24 protein-coding genes and 1 tRNA gene are annotated in these 22,663 nt (G+C 51.7%); all 25 read left to right on the top strand.

What is annotated here, in order from left to right:
- Positions 1 to 2: 2 nt before the first annotated feature.
- The 25 genes from gltX to C0977_RS05550 all read left to right on the top strand — a co-directional run bounded on the left by gltX (position 3) and on the right by C0977_RS05550 (position 22,635).
- The gene (gene gltX, locus C0977_RS05670; protein ID WP_101912704.1) at positions 3 to 1,463 is read left to right on the top strand and encodes a glutamate--tRNA ligase; all 1,461 of its coding nucleotides are present in this window, start codon (positions 3 to 5) and stop codon (positions 1,461 to 1,463) included.
- 319 nt (positions 1,464 to 1,782) lie between these two features.
- A complete protein-coding gene (gene cysS, locus C0977_RS05665) occupies positions 1,783 to 3,228 on the top strand; it encodes a cysteine--tRNA ligase (protein ID WP_101912703.1) in 1,446 nt (481 codons plus the stop codon).
- Positions 3,225 to 3,716 (top strand): Mini-ribonuclease 3, encoded by a 492-nt coding sequence (locus tag C0977_RS05660; protein ID WP_101912738.1) that lies wholly within the window; start codon positions 3,225 to 3,227, stop codon positions 3,714 to 3,716. The genes cysS and C0977_RS05660 overlap by 4 nt, the downstream gene beginning before the upstream one ends.
- A 2-nt stretch (positions 3,717 to 3,718) precedes the next feature.
- On the top strand, positions 3,719 to 4,459 hold the full coding sequence (gene rlmB / locus C0977_RS05655) for a 23S rRNA (guanosine(2251)-2'-O)-methyltransferase RlmB (protein ID WP_036243219.1): 741 nt from the start codon (positions 3,719 to 3,721) through the stop codon (positions 4,457 to 4,459).
- Between the two features lie 2 nt (positions 4,460 to 4,461).
- Positions 4,462 to 4,992 (top strand): NYN domain-containing protein, encoded by a 531-nt coding sequence (locus C0977_RS05650; protein WP_101912702.1) that lies wholly within the window; start codon positions 4,462 to 4,464, stop codon positions 4,990 to 4,992.
- Positions 4,993 to 5,002: 10 nt separating this feature from the next.
- Positions 5,003 to 5,692, top strand: a complete 690-nt coding sequence (gene sigH, locus C0977_RS05645) for an RNA polymerase sporulation sigma factor SigH (RefSeq protein WP_023054460.1) — start codon at positions 5,003 to 5,005, stop codon at positions 5,690 to 5,692.
- Positions 5,693 to 5,736: 44 nt separating this feature from the next.
- Positions 5,737 to 5,973 carry a preprotein translocase subunit SecG gene (secG, locus tag C0977_RS05640; protein ID WP_023054405.1) on the top strand — a complete coding sequence of 79 codons (237 nt, stop codon included), beginning with the start codon at positions 5,737 to 5,739 and terminating at the stop codon, positions 5,971 to 5,973.
- 122 nt (positions 5,974 to 6,095) lie between these two features.
- A complete protein-coding gene (rnr, locus tag C0977_RS05635) occupies positions 6,096 to 8,276 on the top strand; it encodes a ribonuclease R (protein ID WP_268802358.1) in 2,181 nt (726 codons plus the stop codon).
- A 12-nt stretch (positions 8,277 to 8,288) separates the two neighbouring features.
- Positions 8,289 to 8,753 (top strand): SsrA-binding protein SmpB, encoded by a 465-nt coding sequence (gene smpB, locus C0977_RS05630; protein WP_023054474.1) that lies wholly within the window; start codon positions 8,289 to 8,291, stop codon positions 8,751 to 8,753.
- A gap of 33 nt (positions 8,754 to 8,786) precedes the next feature.
- Positions 8,787 to 9,185 (top strand): hypothetical protein, encoded by a 399-nt coding sequence (locus C0977_RS05625; RefSeq protein ID WP_234987583.1) that lies wholly within the window; start codon positions 8,787 to 8,789, stop codon positions 9,183 to 9,185.
- 12 nt (positions 9,186 to 9,197) lie between these two features.
- Positions 9,198 to 11,777, top strand: coding sequence for a DNA polymerase I (gene polA, locus C0977_RS05620; protein WP_101912700.1), 2,580 nt, complete (start codon positions 9,198 to 9,200; stop codon positions 11,775 to 11,777).
- 9 nt (positions 11,778 to 11,786) lie between these two features.
- Entirely contained in the window at positions 11,787 to 12,608 is an 822-nt protein-coding gene (mutM, locus tag C0977_RS05615; protein WP_101912699.1) for a bifunctional DNA-formamidopyrimidine glycosylase/DNA-(apurinic or apyrimidinic site) lyase, read from the top strand.
- A 13-nt stretch (positions 12,609 to 12,621) separates the two neighbouring features.
- A complete protein-coding gene (coaE, locus tag C0977_RS05610) occupies positions 12,622 to 13,263 on the top strand; it encodes a dephospho-CoA kinase (RefSeq protein ID WP_101912698.1) in 642 nt (213 codons plus the stop codon).
- Positions 13,241 to 13,816, top strand: coding sequence for a lytic transglycosylase domain-containing protein (locus C0977_RS05605; protein WP_234987582.1), 576 nt, complete (start codon positions 13,241 to 13,243; stop codon positions 13,814 to 13,816). The genes coaE and C0977_RS05605 overlap by 23 nt, the downstream gene beginning before the upstream one ends.
- A 7-nt stretch (positions 13,817 to 13,823) precedes the next feature.
- Positions 13,824 to 13,908 (top strand) — tRNA-Leu (locus tag C0977_RS05600).
- A gap of 25 nt (positions 13,909 to 13,933) precedes the next feature.
- Positions 13,934 to 14,605: a hypothetical protein gene (locus C0977_RS05595; RefSeq protein ID WP_231391310.1), complete on the top strand. Its 672-nt coding sequence runs from the start codon at positions 13,934 to 13,936 to the stop codon at positions 14,603 to 14,605.
- 139 nt (positions 14,606 to 14,744) lie between these two features.
- Entirely contained in the window at positions 14,745 to 15,206 is a 462-nt protein-coding gene (rimP, locus tag C0977_RS05590) for a ribosome maturation factor RimP (RefSeq protein WP_101912697.1), read from the top strand.
- 15 nt (positions 15,207 to 15,221) lie between these two features.
- Positions 15,222 to 16,358 carry a transcription termination factor NusA gene (gene nusA / locus C0977_RS05585; protein WP_036243197.1) on the top strand — a complete coding sequence of 379 codons (1,137 nt, stop codon included), beginning with the start codon at positions 15,222 to 15,224 and terminating at the stop codon, positions 16,356 to 16,358.
- A 12-nt stretch (positions 16,359 to 16,370) separates the two neighbouring features.
- Positions 16,371 to 16,631 (top strand): RNase P modulator RnpM, encoded by a 261-nt coding sequence (gene rnpM / locus C0977_RS05580; RefSeq protein ID WP_101912735.1) that lies wholly within the window; start codon positions 16,371 to 16,373, stop codon positions 16,629 to 16,631.
- Complete coding sequence (locus C0977_RS05575) at positions 16,628 to 16,936, top strand: L7Ae/L30e/S12e/Gadd45 family ribosomal protein (RefSeq protein WP_023054416.1); 309 nt, start codon at positions 16,628 to 16,630, stop codon at positions 16,934 to 16,936. The genes rnpM and C0977_RS05575 overlap by 4 nt, the downstream gene beginning before the upstream one ends.
- A 13-nt stretch (positions 16,937 to 16,949) precedes the next feature.
- Complete coding sequence (infB, locus tag C0977_RS05570; RefSeq protein ID WP_101912696.1) at positions 16,950 to 19,490, top strand: translation initiation factor IF-2; 2,541 nt, start codon at positions 16,950 to 16,952, stop codon at positions 19,488 to 19,490.
- Positions 19,491 to 19,508: 18 nt separating this feature from the next.
- A complete protein-coding gene (rbfA, locus tag C0977_RS05565) occupies positions 19,509 to 19,856 on the top strand; it encodes a 30S ribosome-binding factor RbfA (protein ID WP_023054403.1) in 348 nt (115 codons plus the stop codon).
- Between the two features lie 8 nt (positions 19,857 to 19,864).
- Positions 19,865 to 20,809 (top strand): DHH family phosphoesterase, encoded by a 945-nt coding sequence (locus tag C0977_RS05560; protein WP_101912695.1) that lies wholly within the window; start codon positions 19,865 to 19,867, stop codon positions 20,807 to 20,809.
- Positions 20,806 to 21,693 (top strand): tRNA pseudouridine(55) synthase TruB, encoded by an 888-nt coding sequence (gene truB, locus C0977_RS05555; protein ID WP_101912694.1) that lies wholly within the window; start codon positions 20,806 to 20,808, stop codon positions 21,691 to 21,693. Before C0977_RS05560 ends, truB begins: the two co-directional genes overlap by 4 nt.
- Positions 21,694 to 21,705: 12 nt before the next feature.
- Entirely contained in the window at positions 21,706 to 22,635 is a 930-nt protein-coding gene (locus C0977_RS05550) for a bifunctional riboflavin kinase/FAD synthetase (RefSeq protein WP_101912693.1), read from the top strand.
- Positions 22,636 to 22,663 lie beyond the last annotated feature (28 nt).

Below are 22,663 nucleotides of genomic sequence, written 5' to 3'. Positions count from 1 at the left end.
TGATGTCAGAAGAAATGCGCGTTCGTTTTGCTCCCAGCCCGACAGGGCCTTTTCATATCGGCGGTGCCAGATCCGCTCTTTTCAATTATTTGGCCGCCAGGCACGCAGGCGGAAAGTTGATTGTCCGCATTGAAGATACGGATCAGAAGCGTTCGACACGGGAGTCGGAAGAAAATATTAAGGAAGCGTTGCGCTGGCTCGGCATTACTTGGGACGAAGGGATTGACGTCGGCGGTCCGAACGGTCCGTACCGCCAGATGGAACGGCTCGCCTGCTATCAGCAGTATACCGATAAGCTGCTGGCTGAAGGAAAAGCGTATTACTGCTTCTGTACCCCTGAAGAACTGGAAGCGGAACGACAGGCGCAGATGGATAAGGGAGAGACTCCGGTTTATGGCGGTCATTGCCGTAACTTGCCGAAGGAAACGGTCGAACGGTATTTACAGGAAGGCAGGCCTTATGTCATCCGCATCGTCACACCGCCCGATGAACTTCTGGAATTTGATGATATCGTGCGCGGTCATGTATCTTTCGACGCCAATAAAGTAGGCGATTTTGTTATCGTCAAGTCTGACGGTGTTCCCGTTTACAACTATTGCGTAGTTCTGGATGATGCCTTAATGGGAATCACCCATGTCATCCGCGCTGAAGAACATTTATCCAATACGCCGCGTCAGCTTGTTCTGTACAAGGCCTTGGGGCTTGCTGCGCCGACGTTCGCTCATGTTTCGCTGATTCTCGGTAAAGATAAAAAGAAAATGAGTAAACGGCACGGAGCCACGTCTGTACAGCAATATCGTGATTTGGGGTATTTACCGGAAGCCCTTGTCAACTTCCTCGCTCTTCTCGGGTGGACACCGGAAACGGATCAGGAAATCTTTTCGAAAGAGGAATTGATCCATTCTTTTTCACTGGGCAGAGTGGCAAAAAATCCGGCTGTTTTTGATATTGAAAAGCTGAATTGGATCAACTTCCACTATATGAAGGCATTGACTCCGGAAGCACTGCTTGATGTTTGTCTGCCTCATTTGCAGCAAGCCGGTTTTGTATCGGAAGAAATAGACGACGGGCAGCGTCAGTGGCTCATGACCATGGTCGACGCTTTGCGCGAACATCTCCAGTACGGCGCACAGATTGTCGATGCAGCCAAAATCTTTTTCAGTGATGATTTTACACCGGAAAACGAAGAAACGGCAGCCGTCTTGAACGAAGAAACGGCGGCTGCCGTTTTGCAGATGTTTGCCGATGAATTCGCCGCGCTTGACGAAGTGACACCCGACGCGGTACAGCCTCTCTTTAAAAAAATTCAAAAAGGGCTTAAGGTAAAAGGAAAGTCCGTCTATATGCCGATCCGTGTAGCCCTTACCGGCGTTATGCACGGCCCTGATCTTAATGTCATCGCGGCGTTGATGGGACGGGAGAAAGTGTTGGAACGAATTGGGAAAAGTGGACTTTTACAGTAAATTTCCTTGACAGAATGGCACTTACTGGGTATTATAATGAGTACAAAATAATAATCCATGTCAACAACGATGAGCAAAATTTTTTGCTGGTGACCGCGACAGAGAAAGGAAACGGTGGCTGAGAGTTCCTTACGCAGACGAGCCAGCAGAGCTGCCTTTGTGAGTTGACCGGGTGAAGTGACAGTAATCCGGTCCGGACGGCTCCGTTATAGGCCTTTGAGATTGCGGTGCAGAACCGTAAAGCAGAGTGGAACCGCGGGCCACCGTCTCTGTAAGGGGATGGCGGCCTTTTTGTATGCATTTTCGGGAGGGAATCGGAATGAGAGAATTAATGGTATATAACACGCTGACGCGTAAAAAAGAAAAGTTTGTGCCCGTAACGCCCGGACAGGTTAAGATGTACGTATGCGGCATTACACCGTATAATCATTCCCATATGGGAAACGCCAGGCCCTTTGTGACTTGGGATGTCATTAAACGGTATCTGGAACATCTCGGGTATGAAGTGCTTCATATTCAGAATTTTACCGATGTTGATGATAAAATCATCAATGCCGCCAATGGGGAAGATGTATCGTGGGATACGATTTCCAATCGGTACATTGCGTCTTATTTCGAAGTTATGGATGCGCTTCACGTACGTCGCGCCGACAAGTATCCGCGCGTTTCCGATCATATGAGAGATATCATCCGTATGGTAGAGACGCTGATTGAAAAGGGACATGCTTACGTCCTTGATCATGACGTTTACTATAAGGTGGACAGTTTTGCCAACTACGGTCAGCTCAGCGGCCGTACGCTTGATGATATGATGGCCGGCGCTCGCATAGAGATTGATGATCGCAAAGAAAACCCGATGGATTTTGCTTTGTGGAAGGGGGCAAAACCGGGCGAGCCGGCTTGGGACAGTCCTTGGGGTAAAGGGCGCCCAGGCTGGCATATTGAATGTTCGGCAATGAGTAATCGGTATTTGGGAGATACCTTTGATTTTCATGGTGGCGGCAGTGATTTGATTTTCCCGCATCACGAAAATGAAATCGCCCAGTCTGAAGCTTTTTGCGGTCATGGTCCTATGGTCAGATATTGGCTCCATAACGGTTTTATTACGATCAATTCGGAAAAAATGAGCAAATCGTTGAACAATTTTTTCCTCGTCAAAGATGTGTTGGCTCATTACAGCGCTGATGCGCTCCGTTATTTCCTCATTTCCAACCATTATCGCAGCCCGCTGGATTTCAGCGACGAACGCCTGGAAGAAATGACGCGCAGTTTGGAACGTCTCGGCACGGCGATTGACAATACGCTTTTCCTGCTGGAACAACCGAGCGGTGCGCAGTCTGCGGCAGGAAAACAGCTGTTGGCTGATGCGCAAAAGGCGGAAGAAGATTACGAAGCGGCTATGTGCGACGATTTTAACACGGCCCTTGCCAGCGCGTCCATGTTTGAGTTGGCCAAAAAAATCAATATCTACAAGAATGATGTTGTTGCCAACGGCGTACCTGTCGATGCCTCCGTGCTCGCCGAAGTCAAACGCATTTTCAAGACCATGACCGATATTCTCGGCATTTTGGAAGCGCGTTGGACCGGATCGGCAAGCAGTGCCAATGATGAAGATTACGCGAAGCTGATGGCGGCCATTTTGGAGATCCGCCAGGAATGCCGTGCGCAAAAGCAGTATGCGCTGGCAGATGCTATCCGCGATAAACTGGCGGCGCTCGGCATTACGATCGAAGACTCGCCGCAGGGAGCGCATTGGAAAAAGTGAAATTCAAACAATTTATATCATTAAAAAAAAAGGCTTATGACGCCTTTGCCGCCGGCAGGCGACTCGATGTGCCGCAGCAGCAGGCGATCGGCCTTGATTCCATTTCCCTGGCCTTTGTAGGTGACGCTTACTATGCGCTGTATCTGCGGCGCCGCCTGGTGGCGACAGGGATTCCCAACGTGCAAGTTTTACATACGTTGGCAGCGGAATTTGTTTCGGCCAGAGTACAAGCGTATGTGTACCGGCAGCTTCAACGTACGTTGACGGAAGAGGAAGCCGCCTGTTGCAGGCGGGCGCGCAATGCCTATTCGCAAGTGCCGAGGAGCGCGTCTGTCGCCGAATACCACGACAGCACGGCGCTGGAAGCGTTGATCGGGTATCTGGTTATGGCTGAAGATGCGGAGCGGTTGACTGAAATGATGGAAATGGTTTACACCTGCACAAGGGATTATTGCCGGACGGTGCATGTTGTGAAAGAGCGGGAATGACGATGAGCAGCGAATGTATTATTACGGGCCGCAACAGTGTCAGCGAGGCATTGCGTGCCGGTCGGTCCATTACGAAACTATATTTGGCGAACGGTCGTCCGTCGCAGCCTTTGCAGCGAATTTATGAAATTGCCCGCGAACGCGGCGTCACCGTGGAAATGGTGCCGTCAAAGGTATTGCAACGGTTGGCCGGAGGAACGGCGCATCAAGGTGTCGTTGCCGTGGCGGCGGCCATTGATTTTGCCGATTTGACTGAGGTTTTGGCCGATGCGGCAGACAAGGGAAAGGTGCCTTTTTTGGTTCTGTTGGACGGGATTGAAGATGTGCATAATTTGGGAGCCATTATCCGTACGGCAGAGTGCGCCGGTGTTGATGCGATTCTGCTGCCGAAACGGCACAGTGCGCCTGTGAACGAGACTGTCGGTAAAACCTCGGCCGGCGCCGTTGAGTATATGCCTATCGTACAGATCGGCAACAGCACGCGGCTTTTGAAGGAATTGAAAAAACGCGGATTTTGGGTGATCGGTGCCGACATGGACGGTACTGTCGATTATTTCCACAGTTCGCTGACAGCGCCTGTCATTCTGGTTATCGGCAGTGAAGGACGCGGCATTTCACGGCTTGTGAAAGAAACGTGTGATGTGCTGGTACAGATTCCCATGTTCGGCAATGTTAATTCGTTGAACGCGTCAGTGGCAGCAGCCCTGCTGATGTATGAAGTTGTGCGTCAGCGGCGGTTATGACCATGAAGGATCTGTATTTTATAGACGGGTATAACATTATTTTTGCCTGGGATGAGCTGAAACAGCTGGCACGGGAATCGCTGGAGCACAGCAGAGAGCGGCTGCAGTCTCTGCTGGCCAGTTATGGCAAGGCTAAAGGCATCGAGATCGTCGTCGTCTTTGACGCCATGCACACCGACGACGATGGAAAAATACAGCATATCGGCACCGACTGCACCGTCTTATTTACCGATAAGGATGAGACTGCCGACAGCCGAATCGAAAAGCTGGTTTACACTTGCCGGAATCGTCAGCGGACGATTTACGTCGCTACCTCCGATGGACCGGAACAATTTCAGGTTCTCGGCAGCGGCGCTTGCCGCCTATCGGCCCGGGAATTGGCGGACGACGTCAGGCGCGTTCGCGAAGAGGCAAAACGGTATCACGTCGGGAACGGCGGCGTTGCTGACGGAAGTAACCGTAATGAAGTCGTTTACCGCGTTCGGGACAGAGATGTTCTGAAAAAGCTGGAGGAACTGAGAAGATCAAAATAGGAGCGATGAAATGGCTGAAGAAACAGAAGATAGTCTGATCGGCCGGCGGTTTGAAACGATGACGGACGAAGAAATCGTCACGCTGGCTCAGGAAACCGATGACGGCTATGCTACGGATTACATTGTCCACAAGTACAGAAATTTCGTAAAGGCGAAGGCGCGCTCGTATTTCCTTATCGGCGCCGATAAAGAAGATATTATCCAGGAAGGAATGATCGGTCTTTACAAGGCGACCCGCGATTTTCGCAATGATAAACTGGCATCGTTCCGTTCTTTTGCCGATTTGTGCATTACGCGGCAGATTATTACGGCCATCAAAACGGCAACACGACAGAAGCATATGCCCCTTAATTCTTACATATCGCTGAATAAGCCGATTTACGCGGAAGAATCTGATCGGACACTGCAAGATGTCCTGACGGGCATCAGCGTAACGGATCCGGAAGAACTGATTATCAGCCGTGAAGAGATCTGCGACATGGAGTTGAAGATGAACGAGATTCTGAGCGATCTGGAGTGGAAGGTACTGTTGGCATATCTGGACGGCAAATCGTACCAGCAAATGTCGGAGGAACTGCAGCGCCATGTCAAGTCCATTGACAATGCCTTACAGCGGGTCAAACGGAAATTGGAACGGTATCTGGAAATGCGTCACAGTGAAAATAAAGCGCAGTCACCTATTGATAGAAAATATAAATAAGTGTACAATAACACTGTTAGGTATGTTTGGTTAGGAGGAATAGCGTGATTACCGTATTGCAAATTGCAGTAGTATTATTGGCACTGCTTCTCATCGGGGTTGTCGTGGCACAGAAGAGCAAGACGCAGGGCATGGGCGCCGGCTTCGGCGGCGGTGCCGAAGATTTATTCGGCAGCAGAGCGCGCGGGTTGGATGCGTTGTTGTCAAAAATAACGATCATTCTGTCCGTTCTGTTCGGAATACTGACACTGATTTTGGGACGAATGATGAATACCTTTTGAGCGATGTACGGGCCTGCAGTTGAAGCTGCAGGTCTTTTTTTGTAGGGACAGAAAGCGGTTGTAGGTGTTTATGGCCCGGTCATGGTATAATTGAAACGTACAGTAAGCAGGTCATCCGGTCCGTGCGCCGGAACGTTTTTTTAATAAAGGAGGGAAGGCTCGTGGGCGTCGCAGGAGATCGTTTGTTGGCAACCAAGAAACCGTTGGAGATCGTCGGCATTTATAAGGGGTATACGAAGGCTTTCGGATTCGTGCTCAGTGAAGATATGAAGGAAGATGTCTATATTGCCGAGCAGCATCGCCATACGGCAATGAATAATGATAAAGTTGTCGTCCGCATCATTCATCGTGCCGATGGCGGTCATAAACGGGAAGGCGAGATTGTCCGCATTGTGGAACGGGCGAATGAAACGCTGGTCGGAACGTATGACAGACAGAAAAATTTCGGTTTTGTCACGCCCGATGACGAACGGATCCGGGAAGATATCTACATCCCGCTTCAAGCAGACGGCAATGCCCGCAGCGGCGCCAGAGTCCTCGTCGGGATCACGCAGTGGCCGCAGGAACAGCGCAAGGCCGAAGGCCGCATTCTGGAAGTGCTCGGTTATGACGGCGATAAAGATTTGGACATAAAAGTTATTATGGCCCGTCATCAGTTGCCCTTCGCATTTCCCGAAGCCGTTCTTCAGGAAGCGGCTCGCATCAATATGGCTGTCCGCTGTACCGATGATCGCCGTGATTATCGCGACAGGACGCTGATCACCATTGACGGTGAAGATGCCAAGGATTTGGATGACGCCATTGATATCGCTCTCTTGCCCGACGGACACTATCGTCTCGGCGTCTATATTGCCGATGTCAGTCACTACGTGCGGCCAGGCAGCGCCATTGACAAAGAAGCGTACGAACGGGGCACCAGCGTTTACCTGGTGGACAGGGTGATTCCCATGTTGCCGACGGTTCTCAGCAACGGCATTTGCAGCCTTAATGCCGGCGAAGACAGGTATTCCATGACTTGCGTCATGGAAATCGACGAAACGGGTAAGGTCCTTCGGGCCGACATCGGGCCGGCCGTGATCAATGTCAAACGGCATTGCAATTATAAAGAAGTCAAAAAAGCGCTTGTCGATGATATTGTTCCTGACGATTTGCAGCCGTTCCTTCCCATGCTGCGAAATCTGGAGAAATTGTCGAACATCTTGAAGGCGATGCGCCTTCGCCGCGGCGCCGTCGATTTCGATTTCCCCGAATACAAAATCCTTTTGGATCGAGAAGGGAAACCGCTGCGGTTGGAAAAAAGGGAACGGACGATTGCCGAACAGATCGTGGAAGAATCGATGTTGATCGCCAACGAAACGGTTGCGGCTTATTTGCGGGACAGTGAAAACCCTGCCGTTTATCGGATTCATGAATTGCCGGATCCGGAGCGGATCACCTTGATGAAAACGGTCCTTTCCGCTTTTAATCTGCCTATTCCGGCAGCGGATGCGGTTACGCCTGCTGATTTTCAGCGACTTCTGAATCTGACTAAGGGAACGGAAGCGGAACTTGTCGTGCAGACGATCGTCCTTCGCTCGATGCAGCAGGCCTGCTATTCTACGGTAAATGCGGGACACTTCGGACTGGCTTCCGAATGTTATATGCATTTCACTTCGCCGATTCGGCGTTATCCCGATCTCATGGTTCATCGCCTTATACGGACTTATCAGCAACGAGGCAAGATGAAAGAAAAAGAAATCGAAGAGTCGCGTCTTTTTCATACGGAGGCGGCCGCTCAGGCAAGTACGCGCGAACGGATTGCCGTTACGGCGGAACGGGAGACGGATGATCTGAAGAAGGCTGAATATATGGTACCCTTTATTGGCGAAACGTATGAGGCGCACGTTGCGGGCATTACGTCTTTCGGCCTTTTCGTCGCGCTGGAAAACGGCATTGAAGGGCTGGTACATATTTCTTTTCTGACTGACGACGAGTATGAATTCGATGAAGGAACGTATACGATGATCGGCAGGCGGAGCGGCAATGTCTACCGTTTGGGCGATGCGCTGACCGTTACGCTGGCACAGGTCAACGTCGAAAAGTGTGAAATAGATTTTGTTCCCGGCAAGATAGAATCGTTGGATGATTTGCAGCAGTTAATGGCGGCAAATAACGAACGTCGTCGTAAACGGGGCAAGAGCGGCAAGGAAAGCCGCGGCGGAGACGAAGCCGGAAAAAAGAGCAGAAAAGGCAAGAAAACGGAAAAAGAGAGCAAGAATAAAAAGGGCAGAAAGAAACGCAAGACAAGTAAGAAAAGAAAGTAGGAGGAAGTGCGATTGGCTAAGACGACGGCAGGCGTAAAATATATTACGGATAACCGCAAGGCGCGCCACGATTACTTTATTCATGAAACCTTCGAAGCAGGGTTGGCCCTGACGGGAACGGAAGTCAAGTCGCTGCGTCAGGGGAAGGTGAACTTAAAAGACAGCTTCTGCCGCATTGAAAACGGTGAACTTTATCTGCTCGGCATGCATATCAGTCCCTATGAACAAGGCAATCGGTTCAATGTCGATCCGCTGCGGACGAGAAAACTGTTGATGCATAAATATGAAATACTGAAGCTTTTCGGAAATGTCAAAGAGAAGGGATATACTTTGATTCCCTTGAGCTTGTATTTTAAAAAGGGAAGAGTAAAGGTGGCCATAGCCTTGGCAACAGGAAAGAAGCTTTACGATAAACGCCGAGACTTGGCGGAAAAAGAAGCGAAACGAAATATTGAGCGAACGATGAAAAATCGATAGTAAAAGAAAAATCTTCAGGAAGGAGGCATTGCGATGCAGTCTGTCGTCGGCTCGGAATCAGGTGCTGGCGGCGGTAACGATGGCGGCATTGCAGATGCGGCAGGTATATACAGGATGGAACAGGATACAAAGATAATGTCCGAAGAAGAGCGGGATAATTTCCAAGGACAAACGATAGAAGAAGACGGGACCGTCCACGCTGCCGGACAGCAGCGCAGCGTGGCTCATGATGACGTTGCAGGAGCGCGCTTCAACGTATACAGCAGCAATCTGAACTGGCGCGTCAAGCTGGCGTTGGGATTCATTGTTTTCTGTATTGTCGCCGTGATCGTCAGCGTTTTCGGGTTGCTGCTCGTTGCCGCGCCATATCTGATCGGCACTGCGCTTATCATTATTGTCTACAATCTTGTTAAATTGTTTTTAAACAGGTAGAAGAGAGGAATTATGAAGGAAAAGCTGATGATCATTGACGGCAGCAGTCTGTTATATCGGGCTTTTTTCGCCATTCCGACGCTGACCGACAGTCATGGGAATTATACGAATGCCGTATACGGGTTCCTCACAATGTTGTTGAAGCTTTATGAGGAAATCAATCCGCAATACGTTGCCGTCGCCTTTGATAAGGATAAGCATACGTTCCGCAATGAACTGTATGACGGGTATAAGGCGACGCGCAAGCCGGCGCCTGACGAGTTGCGGCCCCAATTTGCTCTGATTCGCGAAGTGCTGGCCTGTTTGGGGATCAGTGTTCTGGAAGTGGAAGGCTATGAAGGCGACGATATTATCGGCACGCTGGCCAGAGAAGTTGCCGATCTGGACGTCGCCGTTATTACCGGGGACCGTGATGCGCTTCAGCTTGTTGATGACAGGATTACCGTCTACCTGACTAAAAAAGGGATAACCAATATGTTGGCTGTCACACCGGAAGTAATGCGGGAAACGTACGGATACGGGCCGGCGCAGGTCATTGAGATGAAAGCGCTCATGGGCGACAGCGCCGATAATATTCCCGGCGTACCCGGTGTCGGAGAAAAGACGGCGTTGAAGCTGTTGGATGCTTACGGAACGATACGGGGAGTCTACGATCATCTTGATGACGTGCAAGGCAAGAAGTTGCGGGAAAAGTTGGCTGACAATCACGCGCAGGCCCTCCTTTCCCGGGAACTGGCGACGATCCGCTGTGATGTGCCGTTGGCGTACGGCTTGGCTGATTTCCTGCCGCACCCTCGCGTCAGTGAAGTGACGGAGTTGTTTCGCACCTTGGGGTTTAAAAACCTTTTGGCCCGATTGGCGTCTTTTGATCGCTTTGCCGACTTGGAAACGGTGGAAACGACTGTGCCGGAGATGACTTTGCTCACGAAGGAAGATTTCCCGCCTGAACGGCTGTGTCGTCGGCTCGTTGCGGCGGAGGCCGTCTATGCGGCCGGGCAGCCGGCGCCTTCTTTTCGGACTTTGGCCATTGCGACGGAAGACGGTGTTCTCCTTGTTGCGGCGGCGGATTTGGAGACCTATGTTCAGGCATTATCGACGGCGGCCGGCGTTATCACTTCGGACGGGAAAAAATTGTTGAAAGCGGCCTATGGGATTACGGGCGGCCGGCGAATCGCCGTGCGTGATGTTACGCTGGCGGCGTATCTGCTTGACCCGTCACGGACGGCGTACGGTTTATCGTATCTGTCCGAAGCCTTTGCCGTGGATTTTCGGGAAGACGCGGGCGATGAGGCGCGGCAGGCGGCGGCCTGTGCCGCTTTTGTCTATCGTTTATGGCCGCCAATCGACGCCGCCTTGGCGCAGCACGAGCTGCTGCCGTTGTACAATGAGATCGAGCGTCCGTTGCTCCATACGCTGGCCGTCATGGAGATGACGGGCTTTGCCGTCGACCGGCAGCGTTTGGAAGAAATGGATCGGCAGCTGTCGCTTGAGGCCGATACCTTGGAAAATGAAATTTATGATGCCGCCGGAGAGGTGTTTAATGTAAATTCAACGAAGCAGCTCGGCGTCGTTCTTTTTGAAAAACTCGGACTTCCCGTCGTCAAGAAGACGAAGACCGGTTATTCGACGGATCAAGCCGTATTGGAGGAATTGAGCGGACTGCATCCGCTGATTCTCAAGGTACTGCGCTACAGGGAATTAAAAAAACTGATCTCGACGTATCTGGACGGGTTGGAGCCGTTGATCTCAGCGGAAACGGGGCGTATTTACACGTCTTTCAACCAGATGGTGACGGCGACAGGAAGACTGAGCAGTTCCGATCCGAACTTGCAGAATATACCGATTCGCACGGAACAGGGACGAAAGATCCGTTCGTTTTTCGTACCAGGACCCGGGTATGACTATCTTCTGTCCGGCGACTATTCGCAGATTGAACTGCGTCTGCTGGCACATCTGTCGCAGGATCCGACGATGATTGACGGTTTTCGGAAAAACCAGGATATTCATCGCCGCACGGCGGCAGAGGTTTTCGGTGTGCCGTGGGAAGAGGTCACTGCTGAACTCCGGTCTCACGCCAAGGCCGTAAATTTCGGCATTATTTACGGTATCAGCGATTTCGGTCTGGCACGCAATTTAGGCATTACGCGGCAACAGGCCAAGAACTATATTACATCTTATTTCGACCGGTACGGAACGATACGGAAATATTTGGACAGCCTGATTGATGACGCGAGGGAACGGGGCATCGCCAAGACGATGTTCGGCAGAATTCGGCCGTTGCCGGAGATCAACAGCAAGAATTTTACCCGCCGATCTTTTGCCGAACGGACGGCGATGAATACGCCTATTCAGGGCAGCGCCGCCGATATCATCAAGATAGCCATGAATCAGGTGCAGGAAAAACTGGAGAAAGAAAATCTCAAAAGCCGCATTCTCGTCCAGGTCCATGATGAACTGGTTCTGGAAGTTCCGGCGGCGGAGCGGGAAACGGCGGCGGCTTTGCTGCAAGAAACGATGGAACAAGTCGTGACTTTAGCGGTACCTCTCGTTGTGGACATTCACTGGGGCAAAGATTGGGAAGCGGCAAAATAGGAGGAGATCATGCCTGAATTACCGGAAGTGGAGACTGTCCGCGCTTATTTGGCTCGGACCTTGAAGGGACGGCGCATCGAGGCCGTGGAAGTGCGGTTGCCGCGCCTCCTCAAAAACAGGACGGCGACTGCATTTATCGGTGCTCTTACGGGACGGCGGATCCGATCTGTAACGCGCAAGGGAAAATACCTCGGCGTGCAACTTGATGATGCGTCGATGCTGTTAATTCATTTACGCATGACCGGCACGCTGCGCTACCTTTCCGACGAACGGCCCGTTCCGCCGTCAAGTCATTTGATCTTCACCTTGGATAAAGGCTGTCTCGTCTATGGAGATGTGCGTACTTTCGGTTGTTTTTGGCTCGTGCCGCAGCAGGGAGAAACTGGCGTCGAGGGATATGATTCGTTGGGTCCTGACGGTAACGGCGAAGCCTTTACGGCCGACTATTTGTGGCAGTTGCTGCATGCTTCGACGCGGCGCATTAAAGCGTTGCTCCTGGACCAGTCGGCAGTGGCGGGATTGGGCAATATTTATGCCGACGAAGCGCTTTTTCTGGCCGGCATCCGGCCGGCGCGACGTTGCAGCCGCATCAGCCGTGCCGCTTCCGACAGGCTGCATGCGGCGATCCGCAAGGTGTTGGCAGAAGGTATCGCTCATGGCGGCACGACGATTCGTGATTTTGTCGACGGCAGCGGCAATGAGGGAAAAAACAGGGAGAACCTTGCCGTTTACGGCAGAGAGGGACAACCTTGCAAACGTTGCGGCACACTTATTACATACGTCAAGCAAGGCGGCAGAGGTACGCATTACTGTCGTCGGTGTCAACGATAAGGGAGGAATTCGGTTGTATCGGATCGGGCTTACAGGCGGTATTGCATCGGGGAAAAGCACAGTTACGGCTATGCTCCGTACTCTTGGCGCCGCCGTGATCGATTGTGACGGTTTGGCAAGGCATGTTGTCCGGCCGTCTTCACCGGGGCTGGCGGCGGTAGCCGCCGCATTCGGCCCGCAGACGCTGCTGCCTGACGGCACGATGGATCGGCAGTATATAGGCGCCTGCGTTTTTGGGGACGACGGCGCGAAGAAAAAGCTGGAGCAGATCCTCTTTCCGCTGATTATGGAAGAAATTGACGAGCATATTACGGCATGGGAAAATAATGCAAAATATCCGTTCATATTTCTTGACATGCCCCTGCTATTTGAGATAAAATATAATACGTATGTTGATGAAGTTTGGCTCGTATACGTTGATCCTCAGACGCAGTTATGCCGTTTAATGGAGCGAAACGGGTATACGGAGGCCGAAGCTTTATCACGTATGCGCGCCCAACTTCCGATAACGGAGAAACGGGCGTTGGCACAGGTCATCATTGATAATACCGGTGCTGTCGATGCGACACGGGAGCAGGTTCGGCATTGCTGGAATAGGCTGATGTCAAATTTTGGTCTCCAGGGAGATAGTATTGAAACGCAGTCGATACCATAAGGGAAATCTTATAACGGCAATTATACTGGTCGTTCTGTCCGGAACCTATTTCGTCTCATGGCGTCATGTTTTGGTGCAGAAATACGTATTTCCCATGGATTACGGCGTGACGCTTCAGACGTATGCCCGTGAAGATCAGGTGGATCCTGCGTTGGTCGCCGCCGTTATCCTGGCGGAGAGCAAGTTCAACCAAGGCGCTTCGTCTCATCGCGGCGCCAGCGGCTTGATGCAGATTATGCCGGAAACGGGCGCGTGGATAGCGGAACAGATGGGTATTCAGCATTTTACGCCTGAAATGCTGAAAGATGTAGAGCAAAATTTGAAGATGGGGACGTGGTACCTCTCCTACTTGTTGCGAGAGTACGACGGTAATCAAATCCTGGCTCTGGCAGCTTATAATGCCGGCCGCGGCCATGTCGACGAATGGATGCAGGAATACGGTTGGGATAAAAGTTTTTCAAAAATTAAAGAAATCCCCTTTTCAGAAACGCGAGAATATGTTAAAGTAGTATTGCAAAATCAAGAAGAGTACAGAAAGCTGTATGAGTTCTAGTTATTATGCGGTTGTGGCGGAATGGCAGACGCGCTGTCTTCAGGCGGCAGTGACCTCTGGTCGTGCGGGTTCAACTCCCGCCAACCGCACCATTTTACTTTACCTATGAATGATGCTTTGATTGCACGTATAACACAATGGAATATCCTCGATATTCTCCCACCTCAGGTGGGAGATTTTAAGTTACACCGCCATTTAGAGATGATCGAGAAAGGCGGTGAAGCTGTCGAATATCTGCTGTTTTCTTATCGCAATGACAATAACGGCTGGTCTGTTCGTGCCGTTTTGAATCTGCAGTCGGAAGAATTTTCACTGCGTACGGATCTGGGGATGCTTGAGTTCGTTTTGATCGAATTCATTACCGATGATTTCGAGCTGTTCCGGCAGATGACGGAGACGCGGTTGGCCGACCGTATCGACGCCGACTATGTACACCGGGAACGGAATTTCAGCGAGATCCTGAAGCGGAAAGGCGTGCCTGTCGTCGCTTGGGATGAGTTTTTGCCGGAAACGTGCGCAGGCTTTACGCGGATCATTTGTCCGGGAGAAGCTGTACGCATCATTAACGGTTCCTATATGATCCTGGCGTATTACGACGGTAAAACGAAAAGCGGCCTTTCGCTCATGTACAACGTGCTTCGCGATGATTTTTTTGCAGAACAGCGGATACATAATTTTCCCAACTTGGTGCATGAGTTTGACAGCAAAGAACTGAAGGTCTTGAAAGGGACGCTGCAGAAGCATCTCGTTCCCGTTCTTTCCAGGCTGCGGATTGAGGCGGACAGATAGGCCCGGCGCGTGCTCTGCGTTGTCACGGATCGTCGATAGTGGTATACTGAAAGAAACGAGACGTTTATTTTTGAGAGTGGGTGGAAACCCGCTCTCAACTTTTATGCAAATACGTTAGCAAAGGCAAATGGTGACGGTCATGAAAAAAGAAAAAATTGAAGAATTTGTAGCTCGGGAAGTGACGGAGATTATCGCTCATACGCCGTTGGAATTGGTCGATGTCGAATACGTCCGTGAACGGGATTGGTATTTGCGCGTCTTTATTGACAAGGAAGGCGGCGTCGATCTGGAAGACTGTCAGAAGGTCAGTGAACAACTGAGCCGGGTGTTGGATGAAAAAGATCCGATAAAAGAGAATTATTTGCTGGAAGTATCATCTCCCGGCCTGGATCGCATTCTCAAACGGGATTCCGATTTTATACGGTATCAAGGCAGGCAGGTTGACGTTCATTTTTTTAAGCCTTATGAAGGCGCGAAGCTGTTGGTTGCGGAATTGGTCGGCAGAAGCACCGACCGCCGGATTACCCTTCGTACGGCGTCAGGTGAAAGGACGATCGATCAAAAGGATATCGCACAGATCAGACTGCACATAGATTTCTAGTTGGAGGTTATGGAAGTGAATAAAGAGCTACTGAATGCAATTCAATTTTTGTCGAAGGAGAAGGGCGTTTCACCCGATGTTATCTGTGATTCGTTGGAAGCCGTATTGATCACGGCTTATAAAAAGGAACCGGACGCCAATCCGAACGCTGTTGTCGAATTGAATCGGACCAACGGCGAGTACCGTATTATGGCGGCTAAGACGATTGTTTCCGAAGTGACCGACGAGTTGGCGGAGATTTCGCTGGCGGCAGCGCAGAAGCTGGATGAGGATTATGAAGAAGGCGATGTCGTCAATATCGATGTGACACCGAAGAATTTCGGCCGCATTGCGGCACAAGCGGCCAAACAGGTGATGATTCAGCGTTTGCGTGAAGCGGAACGGAGTATCGTTTACGATGAATTTTCGAATCGCACCGATGACATTATAACCGGTATCATTCAACGCATTGAACAGAAGAATGTGTATGTCGATTTGGGGAAGGCGGAAGCTGTCCTGCCGGTATCGGAACAGATCCCGACGGAAACTTATGTCATGGGGCAACGGATCAAGTGTTATGTCGTCGAAGTCCGCAAGACGACAAAAGGAGCGCAGATCCTTTTGTCGCGGACTCATCCGGGGTTGCTCAGGCGCCTCTTTGAACTGGAAGTGCCGGAAATCTACGACGGCGTCGTTGAATTGAAATCCGTTGCCCGTGAACCGGGACGCCGATCCAAGATTGCCGTTTACTCGCGCGATGAAAATGTCGATTCCGTCGGCGCCTGTGTCGGTCCGAAGGGGACGCGCGTGCAGAATATCGTGACCGAATTGCAGAATGAAAAAATAGATATCGTGAAATGGGATGAAGATCCGGCTGTCTATATAGCCAATGCCTTGAGTCCGGCGCAGGTCATCTCGGTCACCGTAGATGAAGCGAACAAGACTTCCGGCGTCGTCGTTCCCGATTATCAGCTGTCGCTGGCGATCGGCAAAGCCGGTCAGAACGCGCGGCTTGCTGCTAAATTGACAAATTGGAAGATCGATATTAAGAGTGAAAGTCAGGCCGGTGAGGCGCTGCCGGCGGCTGCCGCCGACGCCGGTACCGATGTGGATCTGATGGCGGAAATGGGCGTACCTGACGAATTGCAGGCAGCACGTGCCGACGAGAATTAGGAGGCTGCAATGATCAAGAAAAGGAAGATTCCCCTCCGAGTCTGTGCAGGTTGTCAGGCGCAGAAGAGCAAAAAGGAAATGATTCGTATCGTTCGCACGCCGGAGAATGTCGTGGAAATTGATGAGAGCGGCAAAAAAGCGGGCCGCGGCGTTTATGTCTGTCGCGATGCAGCCTGTCTGGAAAAGGCGTATAAGGAGCATCGACTGGAACGTTCGCTGAAAACGAATGTTTCTGAAGAAATTTATGAATCGTTGCGGCAAAGCCTGACATGAAAGATGGCAGCGTATTGAGTCTGCTTGGTCTTGCCCAGCGTGCCGGCAAGACGGTAAGCGGCGCCTTTGCAGTCGATAAATACTTGAAGAAAAAGACGGTTCCTCTGGCTTTCCTGGCCAGTGACGGCAGCAGTGAAACGGCCGGAAATTACAGGAGACTGGCAGAACAGAAGAGGATTCCTTTATTGGAAATATATACGAAAGAAGAATTGGGCAATGCCCTGGGGAAAGAACAAAGCGTTGTCGTTCTGATCACCGATAAGGGATTTGCCAAAGCCATAGAAGACGTGTTACGTACTAACTGAAGGGGGTAACTAGATGACGACAAAACGAATATTTGAAGCCGCACGTGAATATGGCGTGCCGACAAAGTCAGTTATTCAAAAGTTGGCTGAACATAATATAAAGGCTGGTAATTTTACCGGCGTTGACGATAAAATACAATCCATATTGGATAAGAGTTTTAAAGGAAAGAAGCAAGGGGATGCGCCGAAACCGCAACAGAGCGCCGGCCGGCAGGGCGGTAAAACACCGCAAGCCGCCGCCGTAAGACCGCCGCAGCAGCGTGAAGCGCGGCAGCGAAAAGCGACTGATGCGGCAGACGGGCGGCAACAGCGGCAGAAGGATCGCAGCGTTCGGCAGATGCCTGATAACCGAAGTAAGCAGTCGGGCAATCAAAACGGCCAGCAGCGCGACGGTCAGCAAGGCGCGCAGCGTCACGGCCAGAGCGGAAAGAACGGCGCCCAACAGAACCGCGGCAACCGCCAGAATACCGCCAATGGGCGGCGCAACCAGCAGACAGAACAGCGTGACAACCGCGCCGGAGGTGCGGTTCAGGGGACACAGGGTGGCCAGCATAAACAGGGCGAGGCCAAACGGACGAAGTATTTCGGTCATAGTCAGCAAAGCGGTGACAGTGGTCACGGCAAAGGCGGCCGCACCCAAAACCACGGCAATAAGAACGGCGGCAACGCCAAGGGGAGCGGCAGTCGGCCACACACGCTTCTTTCCAATGTGCTGAATAAGGGGAAAGGCAAGAAGAATAAAAATAACCGTCAGGCGCAGCATAATCAGCAAAACCAGGTAAATGCGGCGCCGGCGCGCAAGAAAAACTATCCGACGGCGATCGAACTGCCGGAAACGATCAGTGTAAAAGATTTTGCCGAAAAATTGGGGCGTGAAGTTGGTGAAGTCATTAAACGGCTCCTTATGGGCGGCATTATGGCGACGATCAATCAGGAGATCGATTACGATACGGCTGTACTGATTGCCGATGAATTCAATGTTGCCGTAACGATGGAGGCGGCGCCGGAGGATCCGACGGAAATCGAAGAAATTATCGATGCCGAAGATTCTCTCCAGACTCGTCCGCCTGTCGTCACGATCATGGGACACGTCGATCACGGCAAAACCAGCCTGCTCGATGCGATTCGCGAAACTAACGTTACCAGTCACGAAGCCGGCGGTATTACGCAGCATATCGGCGCTTATCAGGTACGGTATAAGGGCAGGAAGATCGTTTTCATGGACACGCCCGGGCATGAAGCGTTTACGGCCATGCGTGCCCGCGGTGCACAGGTTACGGATATTGCCGTTCTTGTCGTCGCCGCAGATGACGGCGTCATGCCGCAAACCATCGAATCCATCAACCATGCCAAATCCGCCGGCGTTCCCGTCATTGTCGCCATCAATAAAATCGATAAGGAAAGCGCTGCGCCGCAGAATGTCATGCAGCAACTCACGGAATACGGGCTGATCAGCGAAGACTGGGGCGGCGATACAATTATGGTTCCCGTCTCGGCTCACACGAAGGTCGGCTTGGATGAATTGTTGGAAAACATTCTCGTCCTTGCAGAAGTCTCCGATCTCAAGGCCAATCCCCATCGTCCGGCACAAGGCGTCGTCATCGAAGCCAAACTGGATAAAGGTCGCGGCCCTGTCGCGTCCGTCCTGATCCAGAAGGGAACGCTTCATGTCGGCGATACGATCATCGTCGGAACCTGCTTCGGCAAAGTTCGCGCCATGAACAGTGAACGCGGCGAACGGGTGAAGAAGGCGGAACCGTCGATTCCCGTCGAAATTCTGGGGTTGAACGATGTGCCGGAGGCCGGTGATATTCTTCATGTGACGGATGAAAAGACGGCCCGTTCCGTAGCGGAAAAACGGGCTGAAAAGAAGCGGTCCTCTGAACTTCATGTCAACGCCAAGGTGACGCTTGACGATCTGTTCAACCAGATACAACAAGGTGAATTGAAAGAATTGTCGCTCATCGTCAAAGGTGACGTGCAAGGTTCCGTAGAGGCGCTCAGTCAGTCGCTGATGGCGATCAAGAGCGATGAAGTCCGTATTTCCATCGTACACTCCGGTGTCGGCGCCATTACGGAATCCGACATCATGTTGGCTTCGGCGTCGAATGCGCTGATTATCGGCTTCAATGTCCGGCCCGATGCGGCGGCCCGCAAGGCGGCGGAACGGGAAACCGTTGACATGCGTACGTACCGCGTCATTTACGATGCCATTAACGATGTGGAAGCGGCTATTAAGGGGATGCTCGATAAAAAGTATGAAGAACATATCCTCGGGCGTGCCGAAGTGCGTAAGGTCATTACGACGCCGAAGGTTATTGTCGGCGGCTCCTATATCAAAGAAGGCAAGATTACTAATTCGTCGAAGATTCGGCTGATCCGCAACGGTATCGTCGTTCATGAAGGAGAAGTCGACGGCCTGCGTCGTTTCAAGGACGATGTCAAAGAGGTTGTAGAGGGATACGAATGCGGGATTACGTTGGAAAACTATCGTGACATTAAAGAGGGCGACGAGATTGAAGCCTATGAAATGGTGGAAGTCGCGCCGGAATAATGTCCGGAAAGGAAATCCATGGGAGAGTTACGAATACGCAAAATACAAGAGTTTATCAAGCAGGAAGTTTCACAGATTATCTTGCAGGAACTGAAGGATCCCCGCGTCGGTTTTGTTACGGTCACCGATGCCCGGATTACCGGCGACTTGCGAGAGGCGACGGTCTATGTCAGTCTTTTTGGCAATGATGCCGCGAAAAAAGAGACGTTGCAGGCCTTGCAGAGCGCTAACGGATATATTCGTTCCGAAGTCGGCAGGCGACTGGGGATTCGGTATTCACCGATGATCGCATTCAAGGAAGACACCTCTATTGATTACGGCATGAAGATCGATAAGCTGCTGACCGATATGGATAAAAAGGATTGAGTGCAGTCATGAACACGACACCGCAAGAAATACGCCGTATTTTTGACGAATATGACAAGATATTGCTGACTGTTCATGTCAGCCCCGACGGCGATGCGATCGGCACGTTGTTGGCTCTGTATGAATGGTTGCAGCGGCAGGGGAAGACCGTTGTCGCCGTTATCGATGATACGATTGACGACACCTTTTCTTTTCTTCAGGGAGCGGCAGAGATCAAGAAGCCCGACGCGGTGACTGTCGACGCGTCGTGGCTTACGGTCGTTCTGGACGCGACGGCAAAGAGCCGGACTGGCGCGGTAGAAACGTTGATGCAGGGAAAGGTACTCAATCTTGATCATCATATTTCGAATGAGCATTTTGCCGACTGGGAATATATTCGCACCGATCATGCCGCTGCCGGCGAAGTACTGACCTCGCTTTTCCAATCGTGGCGGACGGAAATTACGCCGACGATGGCGACGGCGCTTTATCTCGCCATCGCCACGGATTGCGGCTTTTTCAAATTCGGGAATACGACGGGACATACATTGCGGACGGCGGCGGCCCTCGTTGATGCCGGTGCGCTGCCCAATGTTATTTCCGAACACCTGGACGCCTGCCCGTGGCAGAAGATCAGAGCGCTTTCGGAAGTGTTAAATAAGGTGGAACTTCTCGGCGGGAAACGGATTGCCTGCATTGCTTTTACCCCGGAGCTGCTGCAATATACCGGCGAACATACAGGCGGTTATATCGATTATGCCCGCAATATCAGCGGCGTCGATGTCGCTTTCACCGTGAAATACGAGCGCCCTGAGGAAACGCGTGTCAGCTTGCGTTCCAAAACAGTTGATGTCAACGCCATAGCCGCCGTCTTCGGCGGCGGCGGTCATGTCAGAGCGGCAGGCTGCACGCTCTTCGCCTCGTTGGCGGCTGCTAAAAAGATGATTGCCGCAGAAATCATGAAGGCTTTATGATGAACGGGATCATCAATGTGCTGAAGCCGTCGGGCATGTCGAGCCACGATGTTGTCGGACAGGTGCGGCGCATTTATCAGCTGAAAAAGGTCGGCCACTCCGGCACTCTCGATCCTCTGGCGGCCGGTGTCCTGCCCGTTTATTTGGGACAGGCAACGAGGCTGATCGAGTATGGCGACAGCGACGTGAAAACGTATCGCGGCGAGTTTGCTTTCGGGTTTTCTACGGATACGGAAGATAGTACAGGTGTCGTCGTGGCCGAAAGCGGGCTGCCGCAGGTGACGGTTGCGGAGTTGGAAGCCGTTGTCGCATCTTTCGCAGGCCTTGTCGAGCAGAGGCCGTCACGTTATTCGGCGATCAGCATTAACGGCGTCAAAGCATATAAATTGGCACGTCAGTGTGCGGATTTTGCAATGCCGGTCCGCACTGTGGAAATTCATGCCGCACAGCTGTTGGCATACGATGCGGCGCAGGGACGCGGTCTCTTGGAAATCACCTGCTCCAAGGGGACCTATATCCGTTCACTGATCCGTGATCTGGGTGAACGGTTGGGCTGCTGTGCCTGTATGACTTATCTCGTGCGTTTGGAAGCGGGCCTTTTCACGATTGCTGAGGCTGCGACGCTGGAAGAATTGAGGGCGACTCCGGAACAGTACATCTTGCCGCCTGATACGGCGATTCAGGGGCTGCCGGCGGCGGCCCTCAATGAAAGGCAATGCGGCGAACTGCTTCAGGGGAAAGCGGTTCCTTTTGCCGGACCTTGTTTGTCCGCAGGAAGTGTCGTTCGCGTATACGGGCAGGACGATCGATTGGTCGGTATTGCCCGCTTCGATCAGGAACATCACGTTTTGCGTCCGCATAAAATGTTTGCACAGATGGGATGAGGTTAATTACAGATGAACGTTTTTCACTCTTTTCAGGAAATAAAGGGAATCAGTCATTCCGTCGTCGCGTTAGGGACCTTCGACGGCGTGCACAGGGGGCACCGGAAGGTCATGGAGAAGGCAATGGCGATTGGCCGTCAAAAAGGCTGTCTGACTGCTGTTGTCACCTTTGCTGCGCATCCGTTATCAATTCTGGCGCCGGAACATGAACCGCTGCGCCTGGCGACGGTAGCGCAAAAAACATGCTACATTGAGGAAATCGGCATTGATGCGCTGGTGTTACTGCCTATGAACCGACAGCTTATTGACGAATCGCCCGATGATTTTTGCCGACAACTCATACAGTATATACAGCCGAGCGCCATCGTCGTCGGAGCGAATTTTACCTATGGGAGCAAGGCTGCAGGCAATACGGAAACATTGCAGGCTTTTATGAGCCGATATGATATTCCCGTTCATGCCCTTTCTCTCCTGGAACGACCTGGCAAAGCATCGCCGATAAGCAGCACGGCTATTCGTAAGCTGGTCTGTATGGGGCACATGGAGACGGCGGCGCTGTTGTTGGGCCGTCCGTTTGAAGTGGAAGGAATCGTTGTCAAAGGCGATCGGCGGGGACGAACCATCGGTTTTCCTACTGCCAACATGCTGCTTCCGCCGCATATGGCTATGCCGCCTGACGGCGTATATGCCACACGGATCCGAGTTGACGGCACCTGGCACCGGGCGATGACCAACATCGGTGACAACCCGACGTTTTCCAATCAGTACAGGCGAATAGAAACCAATGTCTTCGATTGGCAGGGATGCTTGTACGGAAAGACCGTTTCCCTGCGTTTTTATAAGCGTATTCGAGGAGAAGAGCGGTTTGATACGACGCAGGAACTTATTGAGCAAATGGATGAAGATAAACGTAAAACTTTAATTTATTTTTCACATAAATAGAATTGAAAAGAACGCATACCAATGATAT

The sequence above is a fragment of the Megasphaera vaginalis (ex Bordigoni et al. 2020) genome, from assembly GCF_900240295.1.
Classification (GTDB): Bacteria; Bacillota; Negativicutes; order Veillonellales; family Megasphaeraceae; genus Megasphaera; species Megasphaera vaginalis.
This window is presented reverse-complemented; position numbering and strand designations above follow the sequence as displayed.

Coding starts and splice junctions, on each gene's coding strand:
- rimP (WP_101912697.1), top strand. CDS start 14,745: ATGAAAAAAGAAAAAATTGAAGAATTTGTAGCTCGGGAAGTGACGGAG.
- mutM (WP_101912699.1), top strand. CDS start 11,787: ATGCCTGAATTACCGGAAGTGGAGACTGTCCGCGCTTATTTGGCTCGG.
- C0977_RS05575 (WP_023054416.1), top strand. CDS start 16,628: ATGAAAGATGGCAGCGTATTGAGTCTGCTTGGTCTTGCCCAGCGTGCC.
- C0977_RS05560 (WP_101912695.1), top strand. CDS start 19,865: ATGAACACGACACCGCAAGAAATACGCCGTATTTTTGACGAATATGAC.
- rbfA (WP_023054403.1), top strand. CDS start 19,509: ATGGGAGAGTTACGAATACGCAAAATACAAGAGTTTATCAAGCAGGAA.
- polA (WP_101912700.1), top strand. CDS start 9,198: ATGAAGGAAAAGCTGATGATCATTGACGGCAGCAGTCTGTTATATCGG.
- C0977_RS05550 (WP_101912693.1), top strand. CDS start 21,706: ATGAACGTTTTTCACTCTTTTCAGGAAATAAAGGGAATCAGTCATTCC.
- C0977_RS05625 (WP_234987583.1), top strand. CDS start 8,787: ATGCAGTCTGTCGTCGGCTCGGAATCAGGTGCTGGCGGCGGTAACGAT.
- C0977_RS05650 (WP_101912702.1), top strand. CDS start 4,462: ATGAAGGATCTGTATTTTATAGACGGGTATAACATTATTTTTGCCTGG.
- sigH (WP_023054460.1), top strand. CDS start 5,003: ATGGCTGAAGAAACAGAAGATAGTCTGATCGGCCGGCGGTTTGAAACG.
- truB (WP_101912694.1), top strand. CDS start 20,806: ATGATGAACGGGATCATCAATGTGCTGAAGCCGTCGGGCATGTCGAGC.
- infB (WP_101912696.1), top strand. CDS start 16,950: ATGACGACAAAACGAATATTTGAAGCCGCACGTGAATATGGCGTGCCG.
- cysS (WP_101912703.1), top strand. CDS start 1,783: ATGAGAGAATTAATGGTATATAACACGCTGACGCGTAAAAAAGAAAAG.
- gltX (WP_101912704.1), top strand. CDS start 3: ATGTCAGAAGAAATGCGCGTTCGTTTTGCTCCCAGCCCGACAGGGCCT.
- rlmB (WP_036243219.1), top strand. CDS start 3,719: ATGAGCAGCGAATGTATTATTACGGGCCGCAACAGTGTCAGCGAGGCA.